Annotated in this window: 13 protein-coding genes; 2 read left to right on the top strand and 11 right to left on the bottom strand. The window is 67.1% G+C overall.

Annotation, left to right across the window (positions count from 1 at the left end; genetic code table 11):
• Window positions 1-138: 138 nt before the first annotated feature.
• The 9 genes from rpsL to mutM form a co-directional block, all read right to left on the bottom strand.
• Entirely contained in the window at window positions 139-510 is a 372-nt protein-coding gene (gene rpsL, locus TSB10P1A_RS14970; protein WP_067223430.1) for a 30S ribosomal protein S12, read from the bottom strand.
• A gap of 180 nt (window positions 511-690) precedes the next feature.
• Window positions 691-3144 (bottom strand): DNA topoisomerase (ATP-hydrolyzing) subunit B, encoded by a 2454-nt coding sequence (gene gyrB, locus TSB10P1A_RS14965; protein ID WP_186388732.1) that lies wholly within the window; start codon window positions 3142-3144, stop codon window positions 691-693.
• A 214-nt stretch (window positions 3145-3358) separates the two neighbouring features.
• A complete protein-coding gene (locus tag TSB10P1A_RS14960; protein WP_186388731.1) occupies window positions 3359-3976 on the bottom strand; it encodes a LysE family translocator in 618 nt (205 codons plus the stop codon).
• Between the two features lie 76 nt (window positions 3977-4052).
• Window positions 4053-5192, bottom strand: a complete 1140-nt coding sequence (gene recF, locus TSB10P1A_RS14955; protein ID WP_186388730.1) for a DNA replication/repair protein RecF — start codon at window positions 5190-5192, stop codon at window positions 4053-4055.
• A gap of 104 nt (window positions 5193-5296) precedes the next feature.
• Complete coding sequence (gene dnaN, locus TSB10P1A_RS14950; RefSeq protein ID WP_186388729.1) at window positions 5297-6415, bottom strand: DNA polymerase III subunit beta; 1119 nt, start codon at window positions 6413-6415, stop codon at window positions 5297-5299.
• A 230-nt stretch (window positions 6416-6645) separates the two neighbouring features.
• Window positions 6646-8124, bottom strand: coding sequence for a chromosomal replication initiator protein DnaA (gene dnaA / locus TSB10P1A_RS14945; RefSeq protein ID WP_186388728.1), 1479 nt, complete (start codon window positions 8122-8124; stop codon window positions 6646-6648).
• A gap of 1156 nt (window positions 8125-9280) precedes the next feature.
• On the bottom strand, window positions 9281-9547 hold the full coding sequence (rpsT, locus tag TSB10P1A_RS14940) for a 30S ribosomal protein S20 (protein ID WP_186388727.1): 267 nt from the start codon (window positions 9545-9547) through the stop codon (window positions 9281-9283).
• A 194-nt stretch (window positions 9548-9741) separates the two neighbouring features.
• Entirely contained in the window at window positions 9742-10515 is a 774-nt protein-coding gene (locus TSB10P1A_RS14935; protein WP_186388726.1) for an enoyl-CoA hydratase, read from the bottom strand.
• Window positions 10516-10653: 138 nt separating this feature from the next.
• Window positions 10654-11559 carry a bifunctional DNA-formamidopyrimidine glycosylase/DNA-(apurinic or apyrimidinic site) lyase gene (mutM, locus tag TSB10P1A_RS14930; protein ID WP_186388725.1) on the bottom strand — a complete coding sequence of 302 codons (906 nt, stop codon included), beginning with the start codon at window positions 11557-11559 and terminating at the stop codon, window positions 10654-10656.
• Window positions 11560-11779: 220 nt separating this feature from the next.
• Here mutM and ubiE point away from each other — a divergent pair, with 220 nt between their 5' ends.
• On the top strand, window positions 11780-12565 hold the full coding sequence (ubiE, locus tag TSB10P1A_RS14925) for a bifunctional demethylmenaquinone methyltransferase/2-methoxy-6-polyprenyl-1,4-benzoquinol methylase UbiE (protein WP_371515137.1): 786 nt from the start codon (window positions 11780-11782) through the stop codon (window positions 12563-12565).
• 7 nt (window positions 12566-12572) lie between these two features.
• Window positions 12573-14141 carry a 2-polyprenylphenol 6-hydroxylase gene (gene ubiB, locus TSB10P1A_RS14920; protein WP_186388723.1) on the top strand — a complete coding sequence of 523 codons (1569 nt, stop codon included), beginning with the start codon at window positions 12573-12575 and terminating at the stop codon, window positions 14139-14141.
• Between the two features lie 21 nt (window positions 14142-14162).
• Here ubiB and TSB10P1A_RS14915 read toward each other — a convergent pair whose 3' ends face one another.
• A complete protein-coding gene (locus tag TSB10P1A_RS14915; protein ID WP_186388722.1) occupies window positions 14163-14819 on the bottom strand; it encodes an alpha-ketoglutarate-dependent dioxygenase AlkB in 657 nt (218 codons plus the stop codon).
• A gap of 148 nt (window positions 14820-14967) precedes the next feature.
• Window positions 14968-15375, bottom strand: coding sequence for a F0F1 ATP synthase subunit epsilon (locus tag TSB10P1A_RS14910; protein WP_186388721.1), 408 nt, complete (start codon window positions 15373-15375; stop codon window positions 14968-14970).

Genomic DNA, 15375 nt, shown 5'->3' with positions numbered 1-15375 from the left:
CGGTTCCCCGTCCGCCACCTGTCCCCGTCCGCCGCCATGGCCGCGACCGGCTGGGCGCAAAAGCAACAAGGCCTCCCGGACGGATGCCCGGAAGGCCTTGCGAAGACAAACCCTGCCGGGGACAACCCGGCCGGAAACTTACTTCGGGCGCTTGGAGCCGTAGAGCGACCGGCGCTTCTTGCGGTCCTTGACGCCCTGGGTGTCGAGCACGCCGCGGATCACGCGGTAGCGCACGCCCGGAAGGTCGTTCGGGCCGCCGCCGCGCACGAGCACCACGGAGTGCTCCTGCAGGTTGTGGCCCTCGCCCGGAATGTAGGCGGTGACTTCATTGCCATTGGTCATGCGAACACGCGCGACCTTACGAAGAGCCGAGTTCGGCTTGCGCGGCGTCGTGGTGTAGACGCGGGTGCAAACCGCGCGCTTCTGCGGGTTACCGCCCAGCGCGGGGGTCTTGGACTTCTTGACGGTCGGCTTACGGTTCAGGCGAACCAACTGGTTGATTGTCGGCATAGGGTGCTTGCAGCTTGTTTTTGAGGAATGTCTTGGCCGCCTCGTATAGGGGGGGCGGCCCGCTTTGTCAAAGGGAGAATCCCGCTTTCCGGCGTTTTCCGCCGCGTCCGATTGCTTGCTGCGCGATTCCGGCATCCGGCTTTCGCGCAGCAACCACTCCGGCGGGCGGGCCGGCGGTGGTCAGACGTCCAGATTGGCGACCGCGAGGGCGTTCTCCTGGATGAAGGTGCGCCTCGGATCGACATCATCGCCCATCAGCTTGGTGAAGATGTCGTCGGCGGCGTCCGCCTCGCGTACCTTCACCTGCAGCAGCGAGCGCACGTTCGGGTCGAGCGTGGTCTCCCAGAGCTGTTCGGCGTTCATTTCGCCGAGACCCTTGTAGCGCTGCATGGCGATGCCCTTGCGTCCTTGTGCGAACACCGCGTCGAGCAGGGCGCGCGGCCCGCGGATCGCCGTGTCACTGCCCTTGCGGGCCAGCGTCGCCGCCTTGATATAGATCTCCTGCAGGTGCTGGGTGCGGGCGTCCAGTTTGCGGGCATCGGCCGAGCCGAGCAGGGCGGCATCAATCGTCGCCGCTTCCTTGACGCCGCGCACCGTGCGCTCGAACACCAGATCGCCGTTGTCGAGCACCTTGCCTTCCCAGCCGCGCTCGAACTCGTCGGCGAGGATGTCCAGCCGGCGGGCGATATAGGCCGCCGCCTCCACCGAGCGGACCGGATCGTGATGCACGTCCGGGTTCAGCGCGCCGGCGATCGCCGCCTGCTCGACCACGTCGCGGTCGTAGCGCGAATGCAGCCCGTCGAGGATACCGGCGACCGTGCGCGCCTTCTCGACCACGTCGCGCAGGTCGTGTCCGCTGCGCACTTCGCCGCTGGCCAGGGTCAGCGTGCAGTCTTCCAGGCCGGTGTCGATCAGGTAGTTTTCCAGCGCCTCCTGGTCCTTCAGGTACTGCTCGGAATTCCCGCGCTTGACCTTGTAGAGCGGTGGCTGGGCGATATAGATGTGGCCGTTCTCGATCAGCTCCGGCATCTGCCGGAAGAAGAACGTCAGCAGCAGCGTGCGGATATGGGCGCCGTCGACATCTGCGTCCGTCATGATGATAATCTTGTGGTAACGCAGTTTGGCCAGGTTGAATTCTTCCTTGCCGATGCCGGTGCCGAGCGCGGTGATCAGCGTGCCGATCTCGTTGGACGACAGCATCTTGTCAAAGCGCGCCCGCTCCACGTTGAGGATCTTGCCGCGCAGCGGCAGGATCGCCTGATTCTCGCGGCTGCGGCCCTGCTTGGCCGAGCCGCCGGCCGAATCGCCCTCCACCAGGAAGAGTTCGGCCTTGGCCGGGTCGCGCTCCTGGCAGTCGGCGAGCTTGCCCGGCAGCGAGGCGACATCCAGCGCGCCCTTGCGCCGGGTCAGTTCGCGCGCCTTGCGCGCCGCCTCGCGGGCCGACGCGGCCTCGACGATCTTGGAGACCAGCACGCGGGCCGGGGCCGGATTTTCCTCCAGCCATTCGGCCAGCGCCCCGTTGATGGCGTTCTCGACGACCGGACGGACCTCGGAGGAGACCAGCTTGTCCTTGGTCTGGGACGAGAATTTCGGGTCCGGCACCTTGACCGAGAGCACGCAGGTCAGCCCCTCGCGGCAATCGTCGCCGGTCAGCGAGACCTTTTCCTTCTTGAGGAGGCCCGACTGGTCGGCATAGCCAGTCATCTGCCGGGTCAGCGCGCCGCGGAATCCGGCCAGATGCGTGCCGCCGTCGCGCTGCGGGATGTTGTTGGTGAAGCACAGCACCTGCTCGTGGTAGCTGTCGTTCCACCACATCGCCGCTTCGACCGTGACGCCGTCCTTCTCGGTGCGCATGACGATCGGCGCCTCGATGAGCGGGTGCTTGGCCCGGTCGAGATAGCGCACGAAAGCCTCCAGGCCGCCCTCGTAGAACAGCTCGACGGCCTTCTCCTCGACGCCGCGCCGGTCGGTCAGGAGAATGCGGACGCCCGAATTCAGGAAGGCCAGTTCGCGCAGCCGGTGTTCCAGCGTGGCGAAATCGAACTCGATGCGGGTGAAGGTGTCCGGCGACGGCAGGAAGGTGACTTCCGTCCCCTTGCGCCCGTCCGCTGGGCCGACGACGGCCAGCGGCGCCTCGGCCTCGCCATTGCGGAAGCGCATGCGGTGCTCGTTGCCGCTGCGCCAGATGCGCAGGTCGAGCCAGGTCGACAGGGCATTCACCACGGAAACGCCGACGCCGTGCAGGCCGCCCGACACCTTGTAGGAGTTCTGGTCGAACTTACCGCCGGCATGCAACTGGGTCATGATGACCTCGGCGGCGGAGACGCCCTCCTCGGAGTGCAGGTCGGTCGGAATGCCGCGGCCGTTGTCGGTCACGGTCACCGAACCGTCGGCGTTCAGCGTCACCGTCACCCGGTCGGCATGGCCGGCCAGCGCCTCGTCGATGGCGTTGTCGACCACCTCGTAGACCATGTGATGAAGGCCGGAGCCGTCGTCGGTGTCGCCGATATACATGCCGGGACGCTTGCGCACCGCATCGAGGCCCTTGAGGACCTTGATCGAGTCCGCGCCGTATTCCTCGGCGCCGTTGCTGACCTGCGGTTCGCTTTCGCTGCCCGTCGGGGTATCGCTCATTCGAATCAAACGCTCGCTGGATCTTGTGTGTCGTTCAGTTATACGGCCTTGCAACAGGGGTTCAACCGGCTGTCGCCCGGCTTTCCGGCCGCCGGCCACCGCTTGGCGACCGCCGCGATACCCCCCTCACCGTCCGCTGGCGGAGGGGCCTCGGCAGGCATCGGTTTTCCCGTTCCAAGTCAATGCGTTATCGGTGCCCGTCGGCGTGCCGTGCTCAGCGTGTGGCCACCGCCACCGCTGCCCCCGCCATTACCGAGCCGGCGACCCTGTTGAGAAGTTTCAGCGCGCGCGGGCTGGCCAGCATCCGCCTTGCCCGCTCGGCCAGCAGACAGTAGCCGCCAAGCACCACCGCCAGCACCGCGAAAGTGACCAGCGACAGCTCCGCATAGCCGAGCATGGTCACCGTCTCCAGCGCGATGATGTTGGGCAGCAGCGCCAGATAGAAGACCATCACCTTGGGATTGCCCATGGTCACCGCCAGCCCACCCATCGCCAGCGCGAACGGGCGTTCCTTGCGCACCGGACCGACCGCCGCAAGGCCGCCATCGGCGGGTGCGGTCCACATCTTCCATGCCAGATAGGCCAGATAGAGCGCGCCGGCATATTTGACCAGCAGGAACACCGTGCCGAAGCTCTTGGCCAGCACCGCCAGACCGGCGACGGCGAAGCCCAGCCAGATCACGTCGCCGAGGGCGATGCCGAAGCAGAAGGCGAACGCGCCCTCGCGGCCGCGCGACAACACGCGCGCGACGATGGCGGCAATACCGGGACCGGGAATGACGGCCGCGACGAACAGGGCCGCGGCGAAGACGAGCAGCGCGGAAACATCCATGTAAAACTCGATCCTTGGGAGGCCGGCCTTGCGAAAGCCGCCTTGCAGGGGGGCCAGGAGGGGCCGGGAGAGCCGTTCACCCTTCCATATAAGGCGAAATGGTCGAATGTGCGACCTTCAGAATCTGGCTGCCCTCCGGCAGGTCGACGAAGAGCTGGCTGTCGGTTCCCGTCATCAGCACCTGCAGTCCGAGGTCCGCCAGCCGCGAGAACAGCGCCTTGCGCCGGCCGGGATCGAGATGCGCGGCGACTTCGTCGAGCAGCAGCACCGGGGTCATGCCGGCGGTCTGCGAGGTCACTTCCGCATGGGCGAGGATGAGGCCGATCAGCAGCGCCTTCTGCTCGCCGGTCGAGGCGAGCGCCGCCGGCATGTCCTTGGCAAGGAGGCGGACGGCGAGATCGCTGCGATGCGGGCCGTAAAGGGTCCGTCCGGCGGCGCGGTCGCGCAGGCGCGCCTCGCCGAGCTGGTCGCGGTAACGGTCCTCGATGTCATATGCGGCAAGCCCCTCGCAGTCGCGCTCGAAGTCGCCGGCCAGCTCGACGCCGGCCAGCGGAAACGGCAGGCCGAGATCCGCCTGCTGGTGGATGCGGGCCTGCAGCAGGGCAACCGTCTCGCGCCGGGCAAAGCCGACAGCCACGGCAAGCGGGGCGAGCTGCGCCTCCACCGCGTCGAGAAAGGCGGCCGAGCCGCCCTCCTCCAGCAGCCGGTTGCGGGCGCGCAGGGTCTTTTCCAGATCGGCGACACGGCGGCCGTGGCCGGGGTCGATCGCCAGCACCAGCCGGTCGAGAAAGCGGCGGCGGTCGCCGGCCGGGCCGGTGAACAGCCCGTCCATCGCCGGCAGCAGCCAGAGCACGCGCAGATGATCGAGCAACTGGTCGGAGGAGCGGGCGTCGGTGCCGTCGATGCGGATGCGTCGGCCGGTCTCGCCCGGCGCGTGGCCGACGCCGATGCGGGTCTCGCCGTCGGGGCCGGTGAGACGGGCGGCAACGCTCCAGCTTCCCTGCGCGCCCTGGCGGTGGAGCTCGTCGAGCTGGGCCCGGCGCAGCCCGCGTCCGGCCGTGAGCAGCGACACCGCCTCCAGCAGGTTGGTCTTGCCCGAGCCGTTGTCACCGACCAGCGCCACCAGGCGGGCGCCGAATGCGACGCTCGCCTGCTCGTAATTCCTGAAATCGGTGAGTGTCAGGCTGCTGAGGGCAACCTGGACCGGCTCGCCCATCCGGCCTCCATACGGGTCGCGTGGCTTCGGGTCCCTTGCCTGCGCAGCGCCTGCAGGTCCCGGCAAGGGCGCAGACGGCCCGCGGCCGCCCCGGCTGTACCCGCCTAGACGCGCATCGGCATCAGGACATAGAGCGCGTCTTCCGCGCCCTTGTCCTGGATCAGGGTCGGCGCACCGGCATCGGCGAGGCGGAAGCAGGCGGTGTCGCCGCGCAACTGGCCGGTGATCTCCAGCAGGTAGCGCGAGTTGAAGCCGATCTCCAGCGGATCGCTGTCATAGTCGATGGCCAGTTCCTCGGTCGCCGAGCCGCTGTCCGGATTGACCACCGTCAGGATCATCCGCCCTTCCGAGATCGCCAGCTTCACGGCGCGGCCGCGCTCGGAGGAAATGGTGGAGACGCGGTCGACGGCGGCCTTGAACTCGTCGCGTTCGACCAGCAGTTCCTTGTCGTTGTTCTGCGGGATCACCCGGCCGTAGTCCGGGAAGGTGCCGTCGATCAGCTTCGAAGTCAGGATCACGTCGCCGGTGGTGATGCGGATCTTGGTCTCGGAGATCTCGATGGCAGCCTCAGCGTCGGGGGCTTCCAGCAGCTTCTGGATCTCGCCGACGGTCTTGCGCGGCACGATGATGCCGGGCATGCCGCTGCTTCCGGCCGGCGCGGGGATTTCCGCGCGCGCCAGACGGTGGCCGTCGGTCGCGACCGCGCGCAGGCGCTCGCCCGCCTCGGCCGTCACCGCATGCAGATAGATGCCGTTCAGATAGTAGCGCGTCTCCTCGGTGGAGATCGCGAACTGCGTCGCATCGATCAACGTGCGCAGATCGCGCGAGGCGAGCGTGAAGCGATGGGAGAACTCCCCGGCGGTGATGTCGGGGAAATCGGTTTCCGGCAGCATCTGCAGCGCGAACCGCGAGCGCCCGGCCCGGATCTCCAGCGTCGCATTGTCCGACGAGGTCTCCAGCGCCACCTGCGCGCCCTCGGGCAGCTTGCGGACGATGTCGTAGATCATGTGCGCCGGAACGGTGGTCGCGCCGGGCTGCTCGACCAGCGCGGCAACCTTCTCCGAGATCTCCAGATCCAGATCGGTCGCCTTCAGCAGCAACTGTCCGCCATCGGCGCGCAGCAGCACGTTGGACAGGATCGGGATGGTGTTGCGGCGCTCGACGACACGATGAACATGGGTCAGGGACTTCAGGAGATCGGTCCGCTCGAGGGTCACTTTCATTGTATCGTCCATTATCAAAAATCGTGGGAACCGCGACGGTCAAACGGGCGTCGACACTGCCCCTTCGCGCTGCGAAAAGCAAGTGTCGGCGAGACTTCCCTGGCGCGCCCGACGCCGGCGCCATCCGTCCCTCGGCCTTAGCCTCATTTTAGGCCCGAAACACAGGCCGAGGACAAAATGTCGGGCGGCCGCCCCGCCGAGATGCCGCCCACGATGCCGTGTGAAACGCGTCAGGCGTCCAGCATGCGCTTCAGGAGGTCGAGCTCCTGCGCCAGCGAATTGTCGGAGCGTGCAAGGTCCTCGATCTTGCGCACCGCGTGCAGCACGGTTGTGTGGTCACGATTGCCGAAGCGGCGGCCGATCTCCGGGAGAGAGCGCGGGGTCAGGACCTTGGAGAGGTACATGGCGATCTGGCGCGGCCGGACGATGGTGCGGGTGCGGCGCGCCGACAGCAGATCGGCCTTCGACACGTTGTAGTGCTTGGAGACGATGCGCTGGATATCCTCGATCTTGACCCGGCGCGGCTCGGCATTGCGAACGAGATCGCGCAAGGTCGCCTCGGCCATCTCCTGCGTCACCGGCTGGTTGGTGAGCTGGTTGTGAGCGATCAGGCGGTTGAGCGCGCCTTCCAGGTCGCGGCCTGAATTGCCGACGTGGCGGGCAACGTAGTCGAGCACCGCTTCCGGCACGGTGAAGCTTGCATGCGAGCGGCGCACCGCGTCGATGCGGTTGCTCAAAATGGCGCGGCGCAGACCGAAATCGGGTTCGGAAATGGCAACGACGAGACCGCCGGCCAGGCGCGAACGCATACGGTCGTCGAGGGTCTCGAGATCCGCCGGCGGCCGGTCGGCAGCGACTACGACCTGGCGGGCGCCGTCGATCAGCGCGTTCAGCGTGTGGCAGAATTCCTGCTGGACCTGCTTGCCATGCAGGAACTGCATGTCGTCGATCAGCAGCAGGTCGATGGTGCGCAGCGTGTCCTTGAAGGCGAGCGCGGACTGAGCCTTCAACGCCGACACGAAGCGATACATGAAATGCTCGGCCGTGAGGTACAGCACCCGGCGCCCGGACGCCTGCGCCGCCGAGGCGACCGCCTGCATCAGGTGCGTCTTGCCGAGGCCGACCGAGGCATGGATGTAGAGCGGGTTGAAGGTCACCGAGGCCGCTGTGGCAACCTGACGCGCGGCGGCCAGCGCCAGTGCGTTGGACTCGCCCTCGACGAAGGACTCGAACGTGTATTTCGGGTCGAGCGAGGCGCCTTCCAGGCCCTCGCCGCCCTCGCGCGAGGTCGCGGCGACAGGCCGCGCCACGCCGCCCGGCGCCGTGTCCGGCCTGGACGCGCCGGCCCCCTCGACCAGCTTGATCTGCTGGGCGGCGCGCGGGGCGACCGGCGCCGTCCGCGCCAGACCGGCCACGGCGGGACGCGCCCGCACCGCACCGCGAACCGTCAGCTCGATGCGATGCACGTCATCGCATTCGTGCTTCCAAAGACCCATCAACCGCTCGCGATAGTGGGACTGGATCCACTGCTTGAGGAACCGGGTCGGCACGGAGAGGCGAACGGTGCCGTCGGAATGATCCTCCAGATCGACCCGAGCGAACCAACTGGTGAAGACATCCTCTCCGAGCTCGGCCCGCAGCCGCTTCTTGACGCGCGTCCAGTGATCAATGCCCGCGGTCTCTGATGCCGGCAGTTCCTGCAAGTTCATCGTGATCGCCTCCAAATGGTCAACGAGGTGCTCCGCCGCCGCAGAACCCGTTGCACTTGTTGTGTTTTTCGCCGTTTCGGCGCGGTCTTGTCGCGAGCCGTCCCCGGCCCGCCAGGTGTCGCGAAAGCGACAGATAGCCTCACCGGGTGAGCGCTGCCCGCCCGGCTGAAAATCTCGTCTGCCCCTTGGGGCTTCCCGTTGCCTCAACCTCCTGCGGGTCATGCGGGCGATGGATCGCCCCGGCAAGGAGAGGGTCGCTGGATGCGAGAGGACCGTCCGACGCTTTCGCAATCGACGCCCCATGAATGGATCAGGTCGTGGCACCCCTCGAAGGGCGCCACGCTGGAGCGGCACAGAAAATGGATTGCGCAGTCATCGTCAAGCCCTCTTTCCAGTCTCGAGCTTCCCTGGGCGCAACCGTCGCAGACAAACCACACCTGTCGCGACACCCGCACCAACGCCTCCCGCCGTCTCCGCAAACGGCGTGCCGCAAGACACAGAAATCCTGTCTTGCCGGACGGGCCAGCAAGTCAAAAACGACTGGATCATGCGGGGGAGACTGTCTTTCCGATCTACGACTTCAGTAGAAGACGCCGCTTGACCGGAGAACTTTTGGAACTCTTCCAAGAGAACGCGCGGCTTTCGCCCAATGTATATTTTTTGCACAAATATAACATTGCTCTCCTAGAGGCCCCTGTCTTTTTTGTTTTGCGATTTTGCCCGGGCGAGCGCCCGATAACCAAGACCATACACAGCCCCCACAGGCCCCGCAACAGTCTCGCCCGGCAATTCGGCGCCCCCGAGGGTCAGGGTCACGCCCGCACCTGCGGATGACGGCGAGGCGCCATTTGGAAGGCGTTTTGACTCAAAGCGTTTTCGATCCGGCCGAGCCTTTCACACCATTTTGCTGTGCAGGAAAAAAAAATTCACGCCCTCAATCTTGACAGACGGGAAACCGCGGACACCGACGAAGGCCACACCCAACATGATCTTAAGACACTGATTAAGAAAAGGTTTTTGTGACAGGTCAAAAGCCGCGAAACGCATTCGAATCGCCCGGCTTGCTTAGGCGGGAAGGGAGACGAAAGTCGATGCCGGCAAAAGAAAAACCCGACCAAAAGGCCGGGTTCCAACTCTTCCGCGATGATCGCAACGCTCAGGCGCCGAGGACCTTGATGCGGGAGCTCAGGCGGGAAATCTTCCGCGACACCGTGTTGCGGTGGTAGACGCCCTTGGACACCGCCCGCATGATCTCGGGCTGGGCTGCCTTGAGGGCATCGCTCGCTGCGGCCTTGTCGCCAGAGGCAATCGCCTCCTCAACCTTGCGCAGGTAAGTGCGCACCCGGCTGCGGCGGGCCTTGTTGGTGGCCGTGCGACGCTCGATCTTGCGCGCCGCCTTCTTGGCCGAAGGGGTGTTGGCCATATTCTGTCCTGATGCGTTACGTGAACAATCCGACTCGTTCGGGCCAGGGCGTCGAAGCCATCTGGATCAAACGAAAGCGGCGGCGGAACGGGCCACCACCGGTCGACCGCGTTATAGGCGGCCGCCCGCCCGCCGTCAACGCGAAAGTCACGAAAAACGCGTGAACTCCCGCGCCGCCGGCCGACGGACGCCGCCTACATGTTCTTGAACTGGGGAGCGCGCTTCTCCACGAAGGCATTCATGCCTTCCGTCTGGTCTTCCGTCGCGAACATCGAGTGGAAGACGCGACGCTCGAAGCGCACGCCCTCGGCAAGGGTCGTCTCATAGGCGCGGTTGACGCTTTCCTTGGTCATCATCGCAGTGGGCAGCGAGAAACCGGCAATCTTCTCGGCCACGCGCATGGCTTCCTCGAGCAGCTCGTCGAGCGGCACCACCCGGCTGACAAGGCCGGAGCGCTCCGCCTCGGCGGCATCCATCATCCGGCCGGTCAGGCACATTTCCATCGCCTTCGACTTGCCGACGAAGCGGGTCAGGCGCTGGGTGCCGCCGGCGCCGGGCATCACGCCGAGCGTGATCTCCGGCTGGCCGAACTTGGCGTTGTCCGCAGCCAGGATGAAGTCGCACATCATCGCCAGTTCGCAGCCGCCGCCGAGCGCGTAGCCCGCCACCGCCGCGATGATCGGCTTGCGGAACCGCGACACGTGGTCCCAGGAGGTGATGAAGTCGGTCTTGTAGGCCTCGACGAAGGAGAGCGAGGACATCTCCTTGATATCGGCGCCGGCGGCGAAGGCCTTTTCCGATCCGGTGAGCACGACGCAGCCGATCTTGTCGTCGCTCTCGAACAGCGCCAATGCGGCGTTGAGCTCGGCAATCAGTTCGGAATTCAGGGCGTTCAGCGCCTTCGGACGGTTCAAAGTGACGAGGGCGACCCGCCCGCGCTTCTCGACCCGAATATTCTCGTATCCCATGGGACCTCCCAAAATGGGACGGCGCGTCGTCAGCCAGCGCCGCCTTCGCGGATCAAGGGGTATCCGAAGGCCCCCGCCGCCGCAACCTTGCAGTTTCCGGCGAGACGAGCTCCGACCAGGCCCGGCCGCCGCCCCTTTCTACCCCTGGCAGTGGGGACAATGGAAAGTCGAACGTCCCGACTGCACGATACGCGCGACCGTGCCGCCGCAGTCGGCGCGCGGACACAGCTCGCCCTCGCGCCCATAGACCGCGAAGGAATGCTGGAAATAGCCGAGTTCGCCGTCGGCCTGGCGGTGGTCGCGCAAGGTCGAGCCGCCGGCGACGATGGCCTCGGCGATGACCTCGCGAATGGCGGTGACAAGCCGCTTTGCCCCTGCCGTCGGCGCGCCGGCGGCGGTGGCGAGCGTTCCGGCGCTGCGCAGCGGGCTGAGCTTTGCCCGGTGCAGCGCCTCGCAGACATAGATGTTGCCGAGCCCGGCAATGGCGCGCTGGTCGAGCAGCAGCGCCTTGAGCGGTGTCGCCCGCCCCGCCGCAACCCTCGCCAGGTGTTCGGCATCCAGCGCATTGCCGGTCGGCTCCGGGCCGAGCGCGGCGAACCAGGGATGCTGCTCGACCTCGGCACGCGCGATGAGGCTCATGAAGCCGAACCTGCGCGGATCGTTGTAGACGACGCGCAGGCGCTCCGCACCGCCATGCTCGAGATGGAAGATGACGTGGTCATGCGCCCGGTCGACCGAGCGCGGATAGTGGAACGCCTCTGCCGCAACGGGCTGCGAGCGCTCCTCGCCGACCTCTTCGATGCGGAAGGAGCCGGACATGCCCAGATGCATGACGAGAACGGTGCCGTCCTCCAGATCGCCCAGCAGATACTTGGCCCGCCGCCCGAGCGCGACCATCCGCTGCCCGCCGAGCCGGTTGCGGAAATCGGCCGGCAGGGGGAAGCGCAGGTCGGCCCGGTTGAGGGTCACCTTGCGGATCATGGCACCGTCGAAGACCGGGGAAAGGCCCCGGCGTACGGTTTCGACTTCGGGCAATTCCGGCATGGAGGTCTCCGCAAGGGGGCGCTGCGTCGGGCGCGCGGTCTCGCCCTCTTGCATAAAGGAGATGGGCGGGGCGTCAATCCTTCGCTCCGGGCCAAGCGTCCCGGCAATGTCCTGCGCCGGAAAGGCGCGCCCGCAACCCGTGACCTCATCGCGAAAATGCTGTAAGCCATGCCTCGATCAGCGGAAACACAGGCGCATGGAGAGCCCTATGGCGGCCAGCATGGACAGCGACCGGGGGCGGACGAGCGGCCCGGAAATGGCGACGAGCTTCGGCTTCCGCAAGGTCGCCAGCGGCGAGAAGCAGCCCCTCGTCAACGAGGTGTTCCACCAGGTGGCGAACCGCTACGACCTCATGAACGACCTGATGTCGGGCGGCCTGCACCGGCTGTGGAAGGATGCGATGGTGTCGTCGCTGGCCCCGCCCAGAGCCGACCGCCGCGCCTTCCGCGTCCTCGACGTTGCCGGCGGCACCGGCGACATTGCAACGCGCATCATCGAGCGCGGCGGCAAGGCGACCTCCGCCGTCGTCTGCGACATCAACGGCTCGATGCTGGACGTGGGCAGGGCCCGCGCCGCCAAGGCGGGGCTCGGCGATCGCCTGAGCTTTGTGGAGGGCAACGCCGAGGACCTGCCCTTCCCCGACCGCTCGTTCGACGCCTATACGATCGCCTTCGGCATCCGCAACGTGCCGCGCATCGACAAGGCACTCAGCGAGGCGCGGCGCGTGCTGAAGCGCGGCGGGCGCTTCCTGTGCCTGGAGTTCAGCCAGGTGGATGTCGCCGGCCTCGACAAGGTCTATGACCTGTTCTCCTTCAATGCGATCCCGGTCATGGGCCGGATGGTGACCGGCGACGGCGAGCCCTATCGCTATCTGGTGGAATCGATCCGCAAATTCCCGAACCAGGAGCGTTTCGCCGACATGATCCGCGAGGCCGGGTTCGCGCGCGTCAGCCATCGCAACTATTCGGGCGGGATCGCCTGCCTGCATTCCGCCTGGGCGATCTGAGGCCTCCATGCCGCTCGCATCCCTCTTCCGGCTCGCCCGCGCCGGCTTCGTCATGGCGCGGGAAGGCGTTTTCGGCATCGTCGATCTCCCCGACCTGCCGCCCGCCCAGCGGATGGCCCTGCGCGCGGTCCGCCTACTGGAGCGGCGCTCCGTACGCGACAAGGCGGCCGACAAGCGCCTGTCGGACGCATTGACCCGGCTTGGCCCCTCCTATGTGAAGCTCGGCCAGTTCCTGGCGACCCGGCCCGATGTGGTCGGGCGCGAGATCGCCAGCGACCTGACCGCGCTGCAGGACCAGATCCCGTCCTTCGGCATGGAGGAAGCCCGGCGGGTGGTGGAAAGCCAGCTCGGACGCCCGGTCGAGGAGTTGTTCGTCCGCTTCGACGAGCCGGTCGCCGCCGCCTCGATCGCCCAGGTTCATTCTGCGGAGATCGAGGAGCGGGACGGAACGCGCCGCAAGGTGGCGGTCAAGGTGCTGCGCCCCGGCGTTGCCGAGCGGTTCCGCCGCGACCTGAAGAGCTATTACCTGATGGCGCGGCTGGTAGAGCGGATCCACCCGCCCTCGCGGCGCCTGCGCCCAGTCGCGGTGGTCGACACGCTGGCCCGCTCCGTCGAGCTGGAAATGGACTTCCGCCTGGAAGCCGCCGCCCTGTCGGAAATGGCGGAGAACACCCGCGACGATCCGGGTTTCCGGGTGCCGGAGGTCAACTGGACGCGCACGGCCAAGGCCGTGCTGACGATGGAATGGATCTCGGGCCGCAAGCTCTCCGACATCGAGGGGATCGCCGCCGACGGGCACGACCTGCCGGCTATCGGCGCCATGGTGATCCAGTCGTTCCTGCGTCATGCGGTGCGCGACGGCTTCTTCCATGCCGACATGCACCAGGGCAACCTGTTCCTGGACGAGGACGGCCAGCTTGTCGCCGTCGACTTCGGCATCACCGGCCGGCTCGGCACGGCGGAACGGCGGTTCCTCGCCGAGATCCTGTTCGGCTTCATCACCCGCGACTATCGCCGGGTGGCGGAGGTGCATTTCGAGGCCGGCTACGTTCCCTCCGACCAGGACGTCGACGTGTTCGCCCAGGCGATCCGGGCGATCGGGGAGCCGATCCACGGGCACGATGCCTCGGAGATCTCCATGGCCCGGCTGCTCACCCAGCTTCTGGAAGTGACCGAACTGTTCAACATGCGCACCCAGACGCAGTTGATCATGCTGCAGAAGACCATGGTCGTGGTCGAAGGCGTCGCGCGCACGCTCGACCCGCATCTCGACATGTGGCGGACCGCCGAGCCGGTGGTGCGCGGCTGGATCGAGCGGAACCTCGGCCCCGCGGGGCGCCTGCAGGATGCCGCCGGCGGGCTTGTCGCCCTCGGCCGGCTTGCGGCCGACCTGCCGATCCTCGCCGAGCGGGCCGGCCGGCTGTCGAGCGAACTCGAGACCATGGCGGAGAGGGGCCTGCGCTTCGACCCGGCCACAGCCGAGGCAATCGGCCGCGCGGAAGCCCGTCACACGCGCTCGGGACGCATTGCGCTGTGGGTCATCGCCGCGCTGATCGCGATCGCCGTCTTCACCTGACACCCGCTGCCGAGAGGCCCGTCAGGCCGGCGTCACCCGCCTCAGGGTCAGGTTGATCCGCCCATCGCCGCGCACGAGTGTTGAGGTCCCCGGCAGCAGCCGGTCGATCCCGTGATAGGCGAGCCGCGCCGCGCCTCCCAGAACCACCACGTCGCCGGAGGCAAGCCGCAGCGACCGGGTCGGGTCCTTGCGGCTCCTGCCGCCGATGCGGAACAGCGCCGTCGCGCCGAGCGACACGGAGATCACCGGCGCCTCGAAAGTCGCCTCGTCCCTGTCCTGATGCAGGCCCATGCGGGCCTTTGGTCCATAGAAATTGACGAGGCAGGCTTCCGGCGGTGGCGCCTCTGGCGTCAGTTGCCGCCACAAGTCCAGCAACCGCGGCGGCATCGCCGGCCAGGGCTCTCCCGTGAGCGGATGCTCGGGCTGATAGCGGTAGCCGGCCCTGTCCGACACCCAACCGAGCGCGCCGCAATTGGTCATGCGGACGGAGAATGGCGTCCCCGTGCGCGGCATCGCCGGCGTGAAGAGGGGTGCTACCGCGACGACCGCGCGGATCTCCTCAAGCAGGTCTTTCTGCGCCTGCCGGTCGAGGAAACCCGGCAACAACCGGAATCCTTCCGGTAGCGTCGCCGCCGCCGGAGCTTTTCGCCCGCTCTCTCGTGACTGCCTTTCCTGCATGCGAGCAGTCTTGCCGGTGCCGGCCTGCCCTGTCCACCCGCTCTCAGATTGACCAGGAGCAGACGGGTCAGAGCCGAAACGCAAAAAGGGCGCCACGGGGCGCCCTCCTGCAAGTTTGGACATAAGATCATGCCGGCCTTGCCGGCCGTCAGGCGAGCTTGAGCGCCGCCTGGACCTCGCGAAGCTGGGCAAGCGCGGCCGCCGACCGGGCGCGCGCGTCGTCGTCGCCGGCGTCCGCCAGGTCTTCTTCCGCATCACGGATCTGGCTGGCGATGTCCTCCGCCTTCAGATCGCTCAGCGACGTCGCCTGCTCGGCCAGCACCGTCAGCCCCTTCGGCCCCGCCTCGGCGAAACCGCCGCGCACGAAATAGGCCTGATCCGCACCGCCCTCACGCGAGACGCGCAGAAGGCCCGGGCGCAGGGTCGACATCATCGGGGCATGTCCGGCCATGACGCCGAACTCGCCCTCGGAGCCCGGCACCACCACCATCGTGACTTCCTCGGACAGAAGAAGTCGCTCCGGAGAGACGAGCTCGAACTGGAATGCTCCCGCCAT

This window comes from Stappia sp. TSB10P1A, from assembly GCF_900185725.1.
In the GTDB taxonomy this organism is placed as follows: Bacteria; Pseudomonadota; Alphaproteobacteria; order Rhizobiales; family Stappiaceae; genus Stappia.
This window is presented reverse-complemented; position numbering and strand designations above follow the sequence as displayed.